The sequence below is a fragment of the Methanobrevibacter sp. genome, from assembly GCA_022775905.1.
Lineage (GTDB): Archaea > Methanobacteriota > Methanobacteria > Methanobacteriales > Methanobacteriaceae > Methanocatella.
In genome coordinates this window covers 17,384-36,035 of the sequence record JALFJX010000008.1, presented here as the reverse complement: position 1 = coordinate 36,035, position 18,652 = coordinate 17,384, and the positions used below count along the sequence as shown (strand labels likewise).

The window sequence follows — 18,652 nt, the reverse complement described above, 5'->3', positions numbered from 1 at the left end:
AATCAAAAAATATTGGATTTAAAAAGAAATTGAATAAACTCACCTTAAAAAAATATTTTATTGATAAAGTTGATAAATAAATATGAGTTAACATAGGGATTGGAATAATGAAAAAACAAATAGCAATTATACTAATGATTCTATTAATAGCTGCACCGATTGTGCAAGGTGTAAGTGCATCAAAAACTGCATTTATCACATCAGATAACTTAATAGACAAAGAAACTGATACAAACATGCTCAACTCAATTAAAAATTACGTAGAAGAGTTAAGTAATGGAGAAATTCAAGTAATCGTCGATAATGAAGCCCCAGGTCCGGGGGAAGGTTGGCGATCAATAGAAGTAACAAGTGATGTGAGCATAAACATAGCTGCATCCGATGCTGGAAATTATATACAACTTGCGTCCGCAACTGCAACTGGTGATAAACAGATTATCTTCGTAAATACCGGCGGTTTCGATTTAGACAATCATTCCAGCTTCCTCAGAAGAGCTTGGGATGACAACTATTCTAATGAATCTCTTGCAGGAGTTCGTGACCCAGGAACATTACTTGCAAATGCTGGAATACAATATATTCAAATTGCAAAAGAATATCCTGACAATGTCAATAGCGACGGTACATTAGAGAAATATGACGACAATATGAATAAAGATATTGCGCAAAAAATCGTCAATATGATTAACAGTTACGATAATTCCACAACAAAAGAATTAAGTGATAAATTAATTGTTACAAATAAATTATCACCTAAAGGAATGGCTGATGCAAGTAAAATGCTTGTTACAAGTGGAGATAAAGAAATGAAAGGACCATATGGATCCTACTCAACCCCACAATTGCTTTATCAAACCAGTGCTTATCTTGATGGTGATGGAATTGACATTCCTAAAGACTACGGTGAACCAGAAAACCCATTAGGAATTTCATTTTTAACCAAAGACACATACAGCATTTACGATTATTTCAAAATGGGAGGAATTGTTAAAGAATACATGGATGCAAATGGAAGAGCCCCAGATTCAATTGAATATGAAGGCGCGCATATCAGTTATTATGATTTAACATACAACTTTGCAAAAATAGTTCAAAATCATACTGATGCAAGCCACATGGGCTTTGAAAGTGAATATCACTTCGACAAAGTTAATGATTCAATATTATTACACATATTACCATTTGTTTTAATATTATTCGTTTTATTCCTTGCATATATACTTATGAAAAGATTTAGAAGATTTATATAATTAGAGGGAAAACTTATGAAAAGATATATCTCAGAATTACTCGGAACAATGGTTCTTGTATTATTCGGTTGTGGAAGCGCTGCAATTGCAGGCTCCATGTTAGGAACAGTTGGTATTGCATTGGCATTCGGTTTATCAATTGTTGCTATGGCTTATGTTATTGGTGACATCTCCGGATGTCACATCAATCCTGCTGTTTCAATAGGTATGTGGATTGATGGAAGATTAGAAACAAAAGATTTAGTAATGTACATCGTATTCCAATGTATTGGTGCTATTATTGGTATTGCTCTTTTAGTATTTATTATTAATTCCGCTCCAAGCCTTGGAGGATATGCTGCTACAGGACTCGGTCAAAACGGGTTTGGATCTGCATCAAGCGTAGGTTTAGATGTTGTTGGTGCAATACTCGTTGAAATCATTTTAACATTTGTATTTGTATTTACCGTCCTTGGCGTTACTAAAAAAACAGAAAATGGTGCGGTTGCAGGTATTGTAATTGGTTTAACCCTTGCATTTGTACATATTATGGGAATTCCATTAACTGGAACTTCAGTTAACCCTGCACGTAGTATAGCACCTGCATTGTTCCTTGGAGGACAAGCACTTGAACAAGTATGGGTATTTATTTTAGCTCCGATTGTTGGTGCAATAATTGCAGGTACCTTATTCAAAGGTTTAACATCAGAGGATACATAAATCCTCTAATTTTTTCTTTTTTTAAATTTTAATACTTCCAATATAAGCATATCCCTTAAGATCCTCAAAACTATTTTTAATTTCAAATTCAAATGTATTTTCATTAGCTACATACATATGGGCCAAAGCAATTCCCATATCAACAGGATTCCATTTTTTAAGAACTTGACGTTTAATAATATTCTGTTTTACCTGATAAACATCAAATCCATCATCAGTATGTTTAAAATACCATGGCTGTGAGTTAATAGCTGATGGAGCAAGCCTTGCAGGAATCAATCTTTCATCTTCAAAATCACTAATTTCAGATAAGCCATGTCTTCTGAATTTGGACAGTTCCCTTGTCATTGCTTCAGATTTACCGAAAGATATTGCAATTACAAATTCAGAATTTTTATTCTTTGGGACATCCATTCCAACCCAGCAGGTTCCTATACCAATACTTTGAAGATATAATGAAAGTTGTTGGAAAACAAAACCAATATTTTCCTGATAATTATCTTTTTTCTCTGAATATAATGCAAGATAATAAGGAGCAGACCAACGGTTGCGGACTTTAACCTCATCCTTTGTTAAGATTTCATAATGATAACCAATATCAGGATTTAATGGTTTTACATCTGCCATAAACTCATGAATCATATTCATGCAAACAGGTTCATCTGAGTATTTACGGCAGGATTTTCTAAGGTAAATTTGTTCTTCTAAATTCATTGTCAATAGTTATTTACCTACTCCTTATTAAAATTTAAATAATATCTAAAAGATACACTATATATAAGGTGAATATATGAAAATTGTAATCGCAATTGGAGGATCCATTTTACTTAAAGAATATGACTGTAAAAAATTCCAAGAATACAGTGCTATTTTAAAAGATTTAGCTGCTGAACACGAATTATTCGTTGTTGTAGGTGGTGGAAAACCAGCTAGAGAATATATTAGTGTTGTTCGTGACTTAGGCGCTGGTGAAGCACAATGTGACGATATTGGAATTGAAGTAACAAGAATTAACGCTAAATTAATGTTATCTGCTCTCGGTGATGCAGCATACCAAAGAGTACCACATAACTTCCAGGAAGCTTTAGAATTCTCAGCTACTGAAAAAATCATTGTTATGGGTGGAACTGAACCTGCACACAGTACTGATGCAGTATCTGCAATTTTAGCTGAATACATTCAAGCAGACAAACTCATTAACTTGACTTCTGTTGATGGAATGTACACTAAAGACCCAAATAAATTCGATGATGCGGAACTCGTCCCTGAAATTACAGCATCCGATTTGCTTGACTTTTTAAGCGGTAAAGATGTTAAAGCTGGAACTTACGAATTCTTCGACACAACTGCTGTTCAAATGATTAAAAGGTCTGATTTAGAAACCGTAATTACCAACGGTTTTGAACCTGAAAACTTAATCAAAGCAGTTAACGGAGAAAATGTAGGAACAAGAGTCATTAACGAATAGGTGATGTCGTGGATAATCTTGTTGATATTGGCTTAAACTTAATGCATTCTTCATTTAAAAAAGACAGAATTGAAATTATAGAAGAAGCAAAAAAAGTAGGAGTTAACCAATTCATTATCACAGGAACAAATGTGAATTCAAGTCAGATGGCTGCTGAATATGCTTCAAAATATCCTGGAACTTTATTTTCAACTTCAGGTGTCCATCCACATGACGCTAAAACATGTAACGGACACACAATGTTTGAACTTGAAAAAATAGCTAAAAACGATTGTGTTGTAGCAATTGGAGAATGTGGTCTTGATTACAACAGAAACTTCTCCCCGCAAGACTTGCAGAGAAAATGGTTTGAAGCTCAAATTGAAGTAGCTGAAAGAACAGACATGCCATTGTTTTTACATGAGCGAGAAGCACATGAAGATTTGTACAACATTTTAAAAAGACATGACAGCGTTATTGAAAGATCCGTGGTGCACTGTTTTACTGGAACAAAACAAGAAGCACAAAATTACATTGACTTAGGTTGTTACATCGGAGTGACCGGATGGATCTGTGATATGAAAAGAGGAAGAAACCTTCAGGAAGCAGTAAGCGCGATTCCTCCAGAAAAATTAATGATTGAAACAGATGCTCCGTTTTTAATACCAAAAAACTTTGACTTTAAACCTAAAAAAAATAGAAACGAACCGAAATATTTACCTCATATCCTCGAAACAATTGCACTTTGCATGGGAATGGATGCAGAAGAACTTGGTAAACAAGTTAGTAAAAATACTAAAGAATTTTTTAAAATATAAGGAGATGAAAAGATGGCAGTAGAACCACACAAACATTGTCCAATATGTGGAACCCCAATTCCATTAAACGAACTTGTATGCTCACCAGATTGTCAAAAAGTCTGGGATGCAAGATTAGCACAAACTAGAAGAACAAGAGTTATATTATATGTAGTAATTGCAATATTCTTAGTAATATGGGCAATTATGACCTTCATGAAATAGGGATATAAATGATTTTAACATCTTCAAATACACTCGTTACCAAACAAATAGTCGAATATAAAGGTTTAGTTACTGGTGAGTCCCTCATCGGTGCAAATATCTACAAAGACTTATTTTCAGGTGTACGTGATGTTGTAGGTGGAAGAACATCCAAATATGAAGAAGAATTAAAAAAAGCAAGAGACATTGCTTTTAAAAGTATGGAAGAAAAAGCTGAAAATTTAGGTGCAAATGCTATAATTGGACTTAAAATATCTTATGATAACCTTGGTGGTACTATGGGAAATACAATTCTCGTAACCGCTTATGGTACTGCTGTAAAATGTGAATAAAATGAAATTTAAATTGCTAGAAAGACCTGAAGATTTACAGAAAAGAATCATATGCATTGCTTTTGGTACTGTTGTCGGTACTGCAGTTTATGCAGTGTTCTTATATTTGAATATTGCAATCTTCGGCTGGAATTTAGGATTAATTTTTGCACCATTGCTTGCAGGATATGCAGAAACAATGCTTGCAGAAAGAATGATTGGTACTGATACTGGTGCTATAAGTGCATTCCTTCTTTTTGCAGGAACAACATTTTATAGTTTTATTTTAGTAAATCCTACACTTGGTGCGAATTTTCTTACATTCGGAGCAACCGCAGTAATTTTACAAGCAGCTTTTCCAACATTAATCAATTACATACTACTTGTAGTTGTAATTGGTGCTTTTTTTTATGTTTTAAGATTCATCAAAAGAACATTTACAAAATTCTACATTAACATAAAAAAAGCAATATATAAATACATTCTCAAAAAGCCATTTGAAGTTAAACCTAAAGTTATTGAATTCTATGATGAAATAAGAAACAATCAGGAGATTAATAACTTAGGAGTTATGTTCATGACCAGTACAGATGTTCCTGACAAACACGTCATCAATTTAGGTCAGTTCCAATCAACAGTGATTTTAGAAAAGGAACCTGAATTGTTTGATTTAAATCCTCAGGAAAGAGAAAATCATACATTGACTATCTTGAAATCAGGTAAAGACAAATGTCTAATTGGTTTGACTGACAAGATAAAAGCTGCTGGAGGAAACGCTGTTATTGATCTAGACATCCAATACAGTTTAATTGGACTTGGTGGTGACAGCTATCATATAAGTGCAATGGGAATGGGAGTATACATTAAATAAAAGGTGAAAAAATGGATAAAGAAATGATAGTATCAATTATCGGATACATAGTAGCATTATTAATCCCTATCGTTGGATTAGTATATGGAGCAATTTTGTTTTTCCTTAAAAAAGAGAACCCAACATACCGTAAACAAGGTAGATTAATTATTTATTTCTCAATTTTAATCTTCGTTGTAACATTAATCGTCAGATACTTAATGGTTGGATTCTAGTAAAAAAATAGTTAGTTAAATGAAATTTTAATTAATTTCATTTAATCTTTTTTTAAATTCATCATTTTTCTTGCAGTTACTGATAGCTTTTCTCAAAACTTCTTTTTCAGCTTCAACATTACCTTGCTTTTGATATATATTGATTATAGCTTCATAAGCCTTTATTGAATCTGGTAATGTAAAAAGAACTTGATTGTATAAATCAATAGCTTCACTGAACTTGCCTTTGTTTTCCAAATATTGAGCTTCATTCATGAGATAAGAAATATTTTTAAATTTACTATCTCCCTCTGATTTTGTTTTTCCTTTTACATTCTTTAATTTATCAAAAATACTTTCAGCCATATCTACATCAAAGTTTTCTCCAACTTTTCTATCTCCACTCATAAGATCACCCTACGGTAAAATTCCTAACATTTTTAAAGCCATGTATAGAATTACTACTGAGAATATTATTTTTAACTTTTTTTGGGGAACTCTGTGTGCCATTTTTGCTCCATAGGAAGCCATTGGCACTGAGAAACATGCAATTAACACTAAGTTGAGAATACTTACATAACCTATAGAGTATGGGAATGTACTTACTCCCCAACCTGAAATCATATAAGACAGGAAACCACCAATAGCTGTTAGACTAATAAATATTGAAGAAGTTCCTATTGCTTCAATCATTGAGAATCCAAGAAGTGCAGTTAAAATTGCAATTAAAAATACACCACCACCAACTCCTAAAAGTCCTGATGAAAATCCAACTGCCAAACCAATAATTCCAATAGTTATCCAATTAAATGGAAGTCTAGCTTTTTCTCTTTCTTTATTAATATTGACAATATTGTTAAAAGTAATGAACAATAATAAAAGACCAAAAATGAATTTTAATGTATCTGAAGGAATCATTGATGCAACAAAACCACCAACAAAACCTCCAATTACACCAAAAATACCTAAACGAATTCCCGGTTTTAAAATGTTGTCCATTGTTCTTGTATGCCTATAAGCACCACTGATTGATGTTGGAATAATGATTGCTAGGCTTGTTCCAAATGAAATTAAAATAGCAAGATCAGGTGCAACACCAATATATTCCAATAAGAAGTATTGAAGAGGAGCTATTAAAAATCCACCACCAACTCCTAAAAGCCCTGATGCAAAACCTGCACATATACCAATTAAAATTAAACCTGCGAAATATTCGATTGTAAACATAACATCACTTATTTAAATCATAAATATTAAATTATTGTTAATGAAACTTAATAAAACTATCTTAGTTGGATTTATATTCATATTGCTTGGAGGAGTAATCTTTGCAACTGACTTACTAAATCCCATCATAAGACCAATAACTCATTTATTTTTAATGGGATCATCAAAAGGAAAAGACATCATGTTTTTTGGCCTTTTAGGATTGCTGTTAATTTTATCCCAGACAATCCCTAAAGAAATTGATGTTACTAAATATTTAAAAATATCAATAGTTATTGGAGCAGTTTTACTTATTTTAGGAAACCTTTTGGAAGTCGTTTTCAGACTCCAAATGGGAATCAAACTTAATACCATATTCTGTGCTATGTCCAACACAATGAGTTCTACAAGCATTTTACACACTCATCTGTTAAAATCCATTTTAGGTGAAGTCATAACTCAGATTATTGGACCTTTTGTTCAAAGCAACATCAACACAGGAGTTGGCCTATACTCATATGTTCCAACAATTGGTTTTTTAGTGATTTTATTGCTTCCAGTATTGTTTGTAACTTTAGTTTTAGCAAATCAGAAAAGAGCATGGTTTACAAATTTTCTTCTTGCATTCTTCTCAAGCTGTCTTCTTATTGGATCATTTGATGGAGGTCTTTGGGCAACACCATCAATCGTAGGTATTTTAGGAATATGGCTTGTCTATAGAAATGGATACTATCTCAACTTGATTATTGGAACAGTTTTAAGAGATAAAAAATTATTGCAGAAAAATGAAGAAATCCAACCGACATACAGGAATATTGGCTTAAGCGAAGCCAGATATCTTTTTAATCGTTCCTTACCTATTTTAATAATACTAATTGTTGTTGCTTTAAGATTTACTGTGGCATTTGCAGGTGCAGAACCTGACTACTATACTGTAGAAATATCAGACATTACTGATAATGTTGATTTTGGAGACATTCCAATAGAAAAAATAAGCAATGAAACCTACCGTGTAGATTCAAATTACAATGAAATGGAATTAATCAATGATTTAAAAGTGCCATTAAACAATTCATGCAAGTATTACACAGTTTCATGGAATATCTATTCTTATTTATAATAGATAAAATTTTATATCAATAACACCAATTAAGATTTATGAAAAAAATCTATTTAATTTTACCAATTCTAGCCGGAATAATGTTTGGATCTGGAGGAGTATTCGTTAGAACATTGATAGCAAACGGAATTGATTCAACAACACTTCTTTTTTTAAGGTTTTCAATAGCAATTATCCCAATAATGATAGCTATTTTCATAACTGACAAAAACTTGTTGAAAATAGATTTAAAAGACATGCCATTATTTTTAGTTTGTGGAATAAGCATTGTAGGACTTAACTTATGCTACAATGAATCTATGGGAAGCATTCCACTTTCACTGGCAGCAGTTTTACTGTCACTTGCACCAATTTATGTTCTTGTAATTGCATATTTCGCATTTGGAGAAAAAATTACAAACAAAAAATTAATTTGTATGACATTAGCTATTCTCGGTTGTATCTTAATGACCGGCGTTTTAGAAACTAGCTTAAGTGACCTTCCGGTTTATGGTATTGTTGCTGGTATCGGGGCAGGATTATTCTGGGCAGTCTACTTGATGACTTCTAAAAAATCAATTGAAAATGGAAAACACACATTTACAATCCTCATTTACACAATTACATTCATTTCAATAGGATTAATACCATTTACAAATTTCGCAGACATTTCCAATTTCATTTCAATTAATCCCGTTTTAGTTGTAATATTCCTGCTTATGCATTCCACATTCTCATTTGCTCTTCCATATATATTCTCAACAGTGAGTTTGGAACACGTTGATTCAGGAATAGCTTCAATATTATTATCAGGTGCAGAACCGTTTGCAGCACTTATTTTCGGGTTAATATTCTACTCCGAGGTTCCAACACTTTTGATGTCTTGCGGATTCATATTAACAATAATTGCAATGATGATGTTAAGTAGAAAAGAAAAAGTTAATTAAAAAGGGAAAGAATAAACTTTCCCCTAAAACAAATAATTACTCCGAATAATGAAGCACATCTTTAAGATGTTGAATTATAATCTGATAAAAATAATATATAAATGTATCTAAGTGACTAATATGATTAAAAATAGTCTATAATTAAAATATAAAGAATTAGATAACTCATTAATGAAAATAACATTCATAAAAACTATTTTTTAAAAAAAATAACCATTAAACAGTCAACATACATATCAACACAATATTAATTCCAATAACTATTAAAAATCAATATTATTTTAATAAAACAATTTTATACTTATTATTTAAAATTTAAACCCATTAAAAGTAATTTTTAAATATAATAAGTTCAAATTATAAGTTTGAAATGAAATAAAACTAAAATAAAACAGATAATTATGAACATAATGGAGGAAAAAATGGTCAATGTACTTGTGGCACTGACAGTTATATTGCAAGCCACAATTAAATGGTTGAAATTAAAAAGGATAAAATAATCTTTTTTAGGGAGCCTTTAAGAACTTTGAAAATTTTCAAAGGAGAATTAACGTTCAATGATTGGAGTTTTAATTACGTTACTACTTAAAACTGAAAAACCCTTTTTTCACAAATATTTAATACAACAAAAAATAAACCTTAACATATGATTTTAAGCATTATTATACCTACTTACAATGAAGAAGATTATCTCCCAATTCTTCTAGACAGTATTAAAGAACAAGATTTTGATGATTATGAAGTTATTGTAGCTGATGCAAATTCAACTGACAGAACAAGAGAAATAGCTCAGGAATACGGTTGTATCCTAGTAGATGGAGGCATGCCGGCAGTAGGTAGAAATAATGGTGCTAAAGTTGCAAAGGGAGATATTTTAATCTTTTTAGATTCAGATTTGAAGTTAACAGAAGATTACCTAAGAGACGTTATTTATGAGTTTCAAATGGAAAGGCTTGGAATTGCAATCACTCGTATGAAACCCCTTTCAAATAAAGTCGAAGATAAATTATTCCACGAATTTGCAAATTACTTTATGATAGGTGTTGAAAAAATTAAGCCCCATGGTGCGGGATGCTATGGAATCATCGCAAAGAGAAAATTACATGAAGAATGCAATGGATTTGATGAAGACTTGACATTTGGAGAAGATACTGATTATATTGAAAGATTGGCTAAAAAGGAACGTTTCAGAGTTTTAAGAAATGCTAGAATTGGTGTTTCAACCAGAAGACTTGAAGAGGAAGGACTTGCAACACTCATCAGACAATACGGTGAAAGTACAGTTAATGATTTCTTAGGAAAAAGAACTGATGCAAGTGAACTGAACTATAATTTTGGCCACGAAAAAATATCCGAATCAGATATGTCAAGACTTGAAAAAGGCCTTGAAAAAGTTAATGATATAAAAGGAACCTATGACGAGTCAAAAGAAAAAATCATCAATGCAAGATCCCAGATAAATGCCAAACCTGAAAGAGATAAAAGAATAGTCTTTTACTGTGTCTGTGGTGAAGGAATGGGTCATGCAATAAGGACTGGAGTAATTGTCGGCAAAATCAAAGAAGACTATGATGTCTATTTATTCTCAAGTGACAGGGCTTATGAGTACCTGAAATCCAAATTTGACAATGTTTATAAAATTGGAGGATTCAACACAGTCTACATCAACAATAAAGTAAATAACTTAAAAACTCTTGCAAGTGCACTAAAAAGAAATCCAGCAAACCTAAAAGAAGGATATGAAACATTATATAAAAAAGCAAGAGATCTCAGACCAGATGTTATTGTAACTGATTTTGAGATTTATGCAACAATGGTATCCAAACTATTGAATATTCCTTTAATCAGCTTAGATAACATTCATATGATTACCCAAACCAAATTTGATTATCCGAAAGACAAATATGTTGAAATGGTCAAGGCAAAAGGTGTAATCAAAACATATGTTGTTAAACCAAAAGTTCATATTTTAACAAGTTTCTTCTATCCCAAAGTAAGATCAGGAAAAAATGCAGTAATATACCCTCCAATCATACGTGAAGATATCTTAAAACTAGAACCTAAAGAAGGAAAACATGTAATTGTATACCAAACAAGCAAAGAAAGTGTACAATTGGTCCGTAAGTTAAAGTCACTCAATAATGAAAAATTCATTGTTTATGGATTTAATAAAAACGAAGTTGACGGCAATTTAACATACAAAGAATTTAATGAAGATGTTTTCTACGATGATTTAGCATCATCCAAAGCAGTTATATGTAACGGAGGATTCACATTCATTTCTGAAGCAATACATCTTAAAAAACCTATTTATTCAGTTCCAGCTATTGGAAACTTTGAACAAACACTAAACGGATTTTATGTTGAAAAATTAGGTTACGGAGAATATCATGAAACCATGAATGCTTCTAAAGTTAAAAAATTCTTGTCAAGACTTCCCAAATATCAGGAAAAACTTGAAAAAGTTAAAAATCATAACAATGATGGAATTGTACGTGAATTGAAATATAGAATCGAAAAATACTCAAAAGATTAAGTTTATGGATTCTCTATTTTAGAGACCTATACAATTATGGCACTCACATTAGGAGGATTAAACATGATAACATGTGATGTTTGTGGACATTTAAATGACCTTGGAAATTTAGTATGTGAAAATTGCGGATCCGACCTATCTGACAGCCCAGACTGGGGCATGAACTACGATGATGATGAATTTTGGGAGTAAAAAAATAACACATTACCCGATTGCAGTACAACCAGTTATTTCAATGAAAAATATTACAATGATAAATATTAATAAGATATTGATGAATTCCAGATACACAAAAGATTGAATTAAATCCATATGAGATAAAATCTGAATAAAATCCTAAATAATTATATCATATATTAACCAAAAATATATCTAAATTAATTATGGAGGGAAATTTTGCTAAACAAGAAATTCATAATATTAACAGTATTGATAAGTTTGCTTGCAATATCTGCAGTAAGTGCATCAGATAACACAACAAATGACACACTTGCAATGGATTCGACAAATAATGCAATTGCCACCACTCCGAACACATTTACTGATTTAAATAAATTAATTAATGATAATTCTGATTCAACCATTGAATTGAGTGATGATTATACATACAACAGTAATACTGATTATGACTTTAAAACTGGAATTACCATAAGCCGTGACGTAACTATTAATGGTAACGGACACACACTTGATGGGGACAAACATGCTCGTATTTTCAAGATAACTGAAGGTTGTAAAGTTATATTCAACAATATAAACTTTATCCATGGTTGTTCCCAAGAAGATGAATCAATGGGTGGAGCAATTTATGGAAATTATGAAGCAAACTACTGCAATTTTACAACCAATTCTGCAAAACAAGCAGGAGGAGCAATATATGGAGGTACTGCTAACCACTGTACATTTACCAACAACTATGCTCTAAACTGTGAAGATGGTTTTGGTGGAGCAATCTATAACGGTACTGCCAACTATTGTAATTTTGTTAAAAATTCCGCAGATTATGGTGGAGCAATCTATAAAGTTACCGCTAACCACTGTACATTTACCCAAAACTATGCTAGATCATTAGGTGGAGCAATCGCTGAAGGAACCGCTAATAATTGTAAGTTTATTAATAACTCAGCAGAATATGGTGGAGCAACCTATTCAACAGATGTTACAAGCAGCAGTTTCATCAGTAATTATGCAAAATCCAACGGAGGTGCAATGTATATTGGAACCGCAAAATCCTGTACATTTAATGAAAACTCCGCAAAGAAAAATGGTGGAGCAATGATTGAAGGAATTGCAAAATCATGCACTTTTACCGGAAATTACGCAGTTAATTACGGTGGAGCAATGTATAAAAGTACCAGTTACTCATGTACATTTAAGGACAACACTGCAAAATCCGGACAAAACACAAAGGATTGCACAATTAATGGTAAAAAAGTAACAACACTTACAATATCCCCATCAACTGCTATCCGTTATGGTAGTAATTTTGTAATAACTTTAAAAGACAGTTCCAAAAAAGCGATCAGCGGAGTTAAAGTAACATTTTATGCAAACGGTAAACAAATAGCTACCAAAATTACCGATAAAAACGGTCAGATAAAAATATCTTCATCATACTTTGGTATTAAAACATATACTATAAAAACAAAATTTGCAGGAGATGACAACTACAAAGATTCCTCAAAAACAATCAAAATTACTGTCAAAAAAGGAATTCCAAAAATAACCTCCGCTGCAAAAACATTTAAAAAATCAACAAAAACAAAAAAATACAGCATTACATTAAAAAACCAAGCAGGAAAAGTAATGAAATACAAAAAAGTTACCTTAAAAGTTAATGGTAGATACTACTATGCAAAGACCAATGCTTATGGTGTTGCAACATTTAAGATCACCAAATTATTCTATAAATGTAAATTCACTGCAACAATCAGATATAGTGGAAGTAGCTATTACAATGCTGCAACTAAAAAAGCTATAATTACTGTTAAGTAGATGATTAACATCTACATTTTTTCTTTTTTTTAAAATTTTTTCAGATAATTTTAAATATCATAATACATACATTATAATACCCATTAAGTTACATTAGTTTTATATAGTAAGTAAAAGTTATTAAGAAATAACTACTAATTCCAGGAGGGAAAACCAATGGATGATGAAACACTAAAAAAATATGCTTATGTAAACATTAGTACATACCGTGTTAAAACAATGAAAGCATTAAAAGATGATGTTAAAACACCAACTAAAATTGCAGAAGAAGCAGGAATATTACCAAACCATATTTCAAAAGTCCTTCGTGAGTTAAAAGAAAATGGAATGGTAGAATGCATCAATGAAGAAGCAAGAAAAAGACGTCTTTATAGATTGACTGCTGTTGGAGAAGAAGTAGTTGAAAAGCTAGACTAAACTTTTTCTTCATTATCCCAACTTAATTTACACTATTTTTCAAACACAGTTATATAATCACTATTTAAAAATTAAATCAATATTGAAATAAAAATATAAAGTACTAAATTTTATGAAAGATTATTAATCTTTAAAATTTAAAAAAAAGAAAGTAAAAAAGGTGTTTATAAAGTAACACCCATTTCTAATTGTTCTGTAAGTTCTTTGTACCTGTTTCTGATAGTTACTTCAGTAACACCAGCAATTTCAGCTACATCTCTTTGGGTTTTTCTGTCCCCAAGTAAAACTGATGCAATATATAATGCTGCAGCTGCTACACCAGTTGGTCCTCTTCCTGAAGTTAATCCTTTTTCCATTGCTTTTTCAATGATTTTAATAGCTTTGGATTGTGCTTCACCGGAAAGCCCGAGTTCTGATGCAAATCTAGGAACGTAATCTACTGGAGAAGTTGGCGGTAATTTGATGTTTAACTCACGGGTTAAGAATCTGTATGTACGACCTACTTCTTTTTTAGTTACTCTAGATACTTCAGCAATTTCATCTAAAGTACGTGGAACGTTACAACGTCTACATGCAGCGTATAATGATGCTGCTACTACTCCTTCAATACTTCTTCCTCTGATCAATTTGTTGTCAACCGCACTTCTGTATACTACACTTGCAGCTTCCCTAACACTTCTTGGAAGTCCTAATCTTGAGGAGTCACGGTCAAGTTCACTTAATGCGAATGCTAAGTTTCTTTCAGTAGCACCGGAAATTCTGATTTTCCTTTGCCATTTTCTTAATCTGTACCATTGTGCTCTGTTTCTTGCAGGGATGTCACGACCATAGATATCCTTGTTTCTCCAATCAATCATGGTACTTAAACCCTTATCGTGAATAGTGTAAGTAATTGGAGCACCTACTCTGGTACGTTTGTCTCTTTGTTCATGGTCGAATGCTCTCCATTCAGGACCCATGTCCACAAGATTTTCATCAATAACTAATCCACAACGAGAACATACAACTTCTGCTCTTTCGTAGTCACCAATTAATTCGGTTGATCCACATTCAGGACAGACTGTTGGTTCTTTTGGTCCTTCTTCTTGTGCTTTAGCCAATTGTGCTCTTCTTCCACGTCTTCCTCTTCTTGGAATTTCATCTACTTTCGGTTGTGGGGTTTGTTTTGGCGTGATTTCATCCTCCTTTTTCTAGTCTTTTTGGATTTTGGTTTTGATACAAATAATTTTTCACCACAGTTTTTCGCAATTTCATCCCTATTTGCTTGTCTAAATAATCTAATTGAGACATAGGGACGGGCAGTAGGTCCAAAAACATATCCTACTTTACCAATCTTCTTCTTGTTACTATCAAATACTATAGCTCCCGGTGACGATGTCTTGGTTGTTCGAGCTATTAATTTTCCTGAATTTGCTATATGCAAACTTTTTCCTAATAATTTCATAAAATCAAATCTGTATCAGTTATATATAATGAGGAAGTAGTATATAAAGGTATCGATATATTTATATATAAACATAGGTAACATATTAAATGTTTTGCTATTTTTTTCCAAGACCAACAATTTCAGACAAGGTAACTCCCTGTGAAATTTTATCTATAATCATTGATTCCTTAATTTTAACACCTAAAGCAGCAACCATAGTTTGTGAAAATAATTCTTGTGGAATAACAACAATACCACATTCATCTCCAATGAAGAAATCACCAGGATTTACTATAAATCCATCAATATCCAATGGTTCATTTAAACTTCCTAAACCCAAAGCAGACCCGGCATTAGGACAATAGTTTGTTGCAAATACAGGATAATCCATATACAATAAAGCATCAAGATCACGTGCTGATCCATAAATTACAGTTGCTTTTATTCCATTGTCACGAGCACAAGTTGACGCAAGTTCACCCCAAATTGCCTTATCATCATTGTTCACTTTAAAAAATAAAATATCTCCATCTTCTGCAGCATCAATTGCCATTGCAGAAGTTCCCCAATCATCACTATCAGTTTCAGCAGTGAAAATTCTACCAAATACTTTCTGATTATTGATTGGTTTTATTTTTTGAATGACACCTGAACGTCTGGAAATTCCATTAAATGCATCTGAAACTTGACATGAAGACACACTTTCCAAAAGAGAATATAAATTTATATACTCATTATAGTTATTTCCATCAAATTTTAAATCATCAATTGTAACATTTTCTAAACAAATTTCACTAATTTCTACTCTTTTGTTCAAATTTTTATTTTTATTTAATAAATCCTTTGGACTAATTGACATAACCTCACCAATTCTTCACTTCAATTATAATACAATTTATATATTAGTTTTACTAATAAATAATAATTGTAGTATTTTTAAGGAAATACTTAACATTATTATATACTCAATAGAGTTAATTTACATATCATTATTATTAAATTCATTATTAATTTATTCAAAGACAGGAGAAAACTACGATTATTAAGGAAATATAACTTTTAACTAAAAACAATCAGAGATATTGATAGTAAAACCTTAATAGTGGACTCACTGCAAATGTAAAACTCTTTTTTAGTGTATAATAGGTCTATAAGACTGAAGAATATATATGATTATCGTATAATTTATGCAAATTTATCAAATAACTTTTTAATAGTTACATAAATTATCCCGATTAATAAGCTTAGGAGGCTTAAGAATGGGAAAAGGAGAAGAATTAACAACTACAAAATATTTAATTCACGCTCAAATTACTGCTAACGGTATTGTAGAAAAACCTGATGTCGTTGGAGCTGTATTTGGGCAAACTGAAGGTTTACTTAGTAATGACTTAGATTTAAGAGAACTCCAAAGAACTGGAAGAATCGGAAGAATTCAAGTTAACATTCGTTCTAACAGCGGAAGAGCAAAAGGAGAAATTGTAATTCCATCCAGTTTAGACAGAGTTGAAACTGCTATCCTCGCAGCATCTCTTGAAACTATTAATCGTGTAGGTCCTTGTGAAGCAGAAATTCAAACTACAAAAGTTGAAGATGTAAGAGCTGTCAAAAGGGAACAAGTTGTTAACCGTGCTAAAGAAATTTACAAAAACATGGTTGAAAGCGTTGGTCCTACCAGCATTAAAATGATTGAAGAAGTCAGAGAAGCAATGAGAGTTCACGAAATCTCTGAATATGGTGAAGATCGTTTACCTGCTGGTCCTACTATCCACTCATCCGATGCAATTATCGTAGTAGAAGGACGTAGCGATGTTTTAAACTTACTCAAATATGGTATCAAAAACACCGTAGCTGTTGAAGGTGTAAGTGTACCTCGTTCTATTGGTGAGTTAAGTAAAAAAAGAACTACCACCGCATTTGTTGACGGAGACAGAGGTGGAGAACTCATCTTAAAAGAATTATTACAAATTGGTGAAGTTGACTTCATTACCCGTGCTCCAAAAGGAAAAGAAGTTGAAGATTTAGAAAAAGACGAAGTTTTAGTTGCACTCAGAGACAAAGTCCCTACTGCACAATTCCTCGCTACAACAAACATCTTAAATGACAATCCTAAAAAAGAACACGGAAAAAACCGTAACAACAGACACGAAAGAAAACACGACAACAGACATGACAAAAAACAAAAATACAACAACCACCATCGTGAAGAACCACGTGTCGAAGAACCAGTTATGGAAGATGACGAAGTAAGCTTAATGAAAGACATGCTTAGAGAATTCGAAGGCACTGGTATTGGAGCTATTTTAGACGAAGCATTAAATATGACTAAAGAAGTTGAAGTAGAAAACATCTATGAAGAAATTAAAAACATAGAAGGAACTGCTGATGCTGTAATATTCGATGGTGTAATCAGCCAAAGATTAGTTGATGCAGCTTCAGAAAAAGGCATTGAAAAATTAGTCGCATTTAAATCCGTTAATATAGTTAAAAAACCACATAACGTTAAAATTATAACTATTAACTAACTTGAGAATTAACCAATTCTCATTTATTTCTATTTTCGTATTTGGAGGAATATAATTGAATATTAATATTGAAAATTACTACAGTACTAGAAAAAACGTTTTTGAAAGAGTACAAGATGCTAATACTGCAACCAAAGTGCTTATGTCATTAATGATGGCATGTTTTACTGGTATAATGGCGCAAATTATTATTCCACTTCCATGGACCCCAGTTCCAGTTACTGCACAAACCTTTGCAGTATTATGCTCAGGATTATTTTTAGGTAAAAAATATGGATGTTTAAGTCAAGTTTTATACGTTGTTTTAGGTGTAGCATTCATCCCATGGTTCGGAGGAATGACTGGTGGAGTTGAAACATTACTTGGATCCACAGGAGGATTCCTTGTTGGATTTGTTATTGCATCATACTTTGTTGGAGCAATAACTGAAAAATATGCTCATGCACGTAACTTTACTAGAATGGCAACCGTGATCGGTGTTGCAAACTTTGCATTAATCTACATTCCAGGACTTTTAGGTCTTGCATTATGGTTAAGCTTAACCCAAGGTGCAACCGTTGGGATTGTTGACCTTTTAATGATGGGTCTTGTACCATTTATCGCTGGAGATATTGTAAAAATCTTAGGTGCAGCATCTGTTTCCAAAGTATGTTTACCAAAAGACTAAAAAGGTTTCACAACCTTTCTTTTTTTATTTATTTTAATTA

General features: G+C 32.1%; 21 protein-coding genes. 15 read left to right on the top strand and 6 right to left on the bottom strand.

What is annotated here, in order from left to right; all coding sequences use genetic code 11:
• Positions 1–107 precede the first annotated feature (107 nt).
• Positions 108–1,250 (top strand): adhesin, encoded by a 1,143-nt coding sequence (locus tag MR875_01920; protein MCI6993611.1) that lies wholly within the window; start codon positions 108–110, stop codon positions 1,248–1,250.
• A gap of 15 nt (positions 1,251–1,265) precedes the next feature.
• Positions 1,266–1,949, top strand: a complete 684-nt coding sequence (locus tag MR875_01915) for an MIP family channel protein (GenBank protein MCI6993610.1) — start codon at positions 1,266–1,268, stop codon at positions 1,947–1,949.
• Between the two features lie 21 nt (positions 1,950–1,970).
• On the opposite strand, the gene MR875_01910 is transcribed toward MR875_01915, so the two are convergent.
• Positions 1,971–2,663, bottom strand: coding sequence for a hypothetical protein (locus MR875_01910; GenBank protein MCI6993609.1), 693 nt, complete (start codon positions 2,661–2,663; stop codon positions 1,971–1,973).
• A 76-nt stretch (positions 2,664–2,739) separates the two neighbouring features.
• Between MR875_01910 and pyrH the strand changes: the two genes are divergently transcribed.
• From pyrH to MR875_01880, 6 genes are read left to right on the top strand one after another with little or no spacing between them, the layout of a single operon-like run.
• Positions 2,740–3,417: a UMP kinase gene (gene pyrH / locus MR875_01905; GenBank protein MCI6993608.1), complete on the top strand. Its 678-nt coding sequence runs from the start codon at positions 2,740–2,742 to the stop codon at positions 3,415–3,417.
• A gap of 8 nt (positions 3,418–3,425) precedes the next feature.
• Entirely contained in the window at positions 3,426–4,214 is a 789-nt protein-coding gene (locus MR875_01900; protein ID MCI6993607.1) for a YchF/TatD family DNA exonuclease, read from the top strand.
• 12 nt (positions 4,215–4,226) lie between these two features.
• Positions 4,227–4,418 (top strand): DUF2116 family Zn-ribbon domain-containing protein, encoded by a 192-nt coding sequence (locus MR875_01895; protein MCI6993606.1) that lies wholly within the window; start codon positions 4,227–4,229, stop codon positions 4,416–4,418.
• Positions 4,419–4,426: 8 nt separating this feature from the next.
• Positions 4,427–4,750, top strand: coding sequence for a heavy metal-binding domain-containing protein (locus MR875_01890; protein MCI6993605.1), 324 nt, complete (start codon positions 4,427–4,429; stop codon positions 4,748–4,750).
• A gap of 1 nt (position 4,751) precedes the next feature.
• A complete protein-coding gene (locus tag MR875_01885; GenBank protein ID MCI6993604.1) occupies positions 4,752–5,600 on the top strand; it encodes a hypothetical protein in 849 nt (282 codons plus the stop codon).
• 23 nt (positions 5,601–5,623) lie between these two features.
• Entirely contained in the window at positions 5,624–5,815 is a 192-nt protein-coding gene (locus tag MR875_01880; protein ID MCI6993603.1) for a hypothetical protein, read from the top strand.
• Positions 5,816–5,842: 27 nt separating this feature from the next.
• On the opposite strand, the gene MR875_01875 is transcribed toward MR875_01880, so the two are convergent.
• Both MR875_01875 and MR875_01870 read right to left on the bottom strand, forming a co-directional pair.
• Positions 5,843–6,202, bottom strand: a complete 360-nt coding sequence (locus MR875_01875) for a hypothetical protein (protein MCI6993602.1) — start codon at positions 6,200–6,202, stop codon at positions 5,843–5,845.
• Between the two features lie 9 nt (positions 6,203–6,211).
• Complete coding sequence (locus MR875_01870; GenBank protein ID MCI6993601.1) at positions 6,212–7,021, bottom strand: sulfite exporter TauE/SafE family protein; 810 nt, start codon at positions 7,019–7,021, stop codon at positions 6,212–6,214.
• A 40-nt stretch (positions 7,022–7,061) separates the two neighbouring features.
• Here MR875_01870 and MR875_01865 point away from each other — a divergent pair, with 40 nt between their 5' ends.
• From MR875_01865 to MR875_01845, 5 genes are all read left to right on the top strand, one after another.
• Positions 7,062–8,120, top strand: coding sequence for a hypothetical protein (locus MR875_01865; GenBank protein ID MCI6993600.1), 1,059 nt, complete (start codon positions 7,062–7,064; stop codon positions 8,118–8,120).
• Between the two features lie 38 nt (positions 8,121–8,158).
• Positions 8,159–9,046 carry a DMT family transporter gene (locus MR875_01860; GenBank protein ID MCI6993599.1) on the top strand — a complete coding sequence of 296 codons (888 nt, stop codon included), beginning with the start codon at positions 8,159–8,161 and terminating at the stop codon, positions 9,044–9,046.
• 646 nt (positions 9,047–9,692) lie between these two features.
• The gene (locus tag MR875_01855) at positions 9,693–11,582 is read left to right on the top strand and encodes a glycosyltransferase (GenBank protein MCI6993598.1); all 1,890 of its coding nucleotides are present in this window, start codon (positions 9,693–9,695) and stop codon (positions 11,580–11,582) included.
• 396 nt (positions 11,583–11,978) lie between these two features.
• On the top strand, positions 11,979–13,577 hold the full coding sequence (locus tag MR875_01850; protein ID MCI6993597.1) for an Ig-like domain repeat protein: 1,599 nt from the start codon (positions 11,979–11,981) through the stop codon (positions 13,575–13,577).
• A gap of 156 nt (positions 13,578–13,733) precedes the next feature.
• Entirely contained in the window at positions 13,734–13,994 is a 261-nt protein-coding gene (locus MR875_01845; GenBank protein MCI6993596.1) for a winged helix-turn-helix domain-containing protein, read from the top strand.
• A gap of 164 nt (positions 13,995–14,158) precedes the next feature.
• Here the strand turns inward: MR875_01845 and MR875_01840 are convergent, their stop codons facing one another.
• The 3 genes from MR875_01840 to MR875_01830 all read right to left on the bottom strand — a co-directional run bounded on the left by MR875_01840 (position 14,159) and on the right by MR875_01830 (position 16,279).
• Positions 14,159–15,094: a transcription initiation factor IIB gene (locus tag MR875_01840; protein ID MCI6993595.1), complete on the bottom strand. Its 936-nt coding sequence runs from the start codon at positions 15,092–15,094 to the stop codon at positions 14,159–14,161.
• 41 nt (positions 15,095–15,135) lie between these two features.
• The gene (locus MR875_01835; GenBank protein MCI6993594.1) at positions 15,136–15,438 is read right to left on the bottom strand and encodes a Gar1/Naf1 family protein; all 303 of its coding nucleotides are present in this window, start codon (positions 15,436–15,438) and stop codon (positions 15,136–15,138) included.
• A 97-nt stretch (positions 15,439–15,535) separates the two neighbouring features.
• Positions 15,536–16,279 (bottom strand): RraA family protein, encoded by a 744-nt coding sequence (locus tag MR875_01830; protein ID MCI6993593.1) that lies wholly within the window; start codon positions 16,277–16,279, stop codon positions 15,536–15,538.
• Between the two features lie 400 nt (positions 16,280–16,679).
• On the opposite strand from MR875_01830, the gene dnaG reads away from it, so the two are divergent.
• Both dnaG and MR875_01820 read left to right on the top strand, forming a co-directional pair.
• Positions 16,680–17,945: a DNA primase DnaG gene (gene dnaG, locus MR875_01825; GenBank protein MCI6993592.1), complete on the top strand. Its 1,266-nt coding sequence runs from the start codon at positions 16,680–16,682 to the stop codon at positions 17,943–17,945.
• 55 nt (positions 17,946–18,000) lie between these two features.
• The gene (locus MR875_01820; GenBank protein MCI6993591.1) at positions 18,001–18,612 is read left to right on the top strand and encodes a biotin transporter BioY; all 612 of its coding nucleotides are present in this window, start codon (positions 18,001–18,003) and stop codon (positions 18,610–18,612) included.
• The last annotated feature ends 40 nt before the right edge of the window (positions 18,613–18,652 follow it).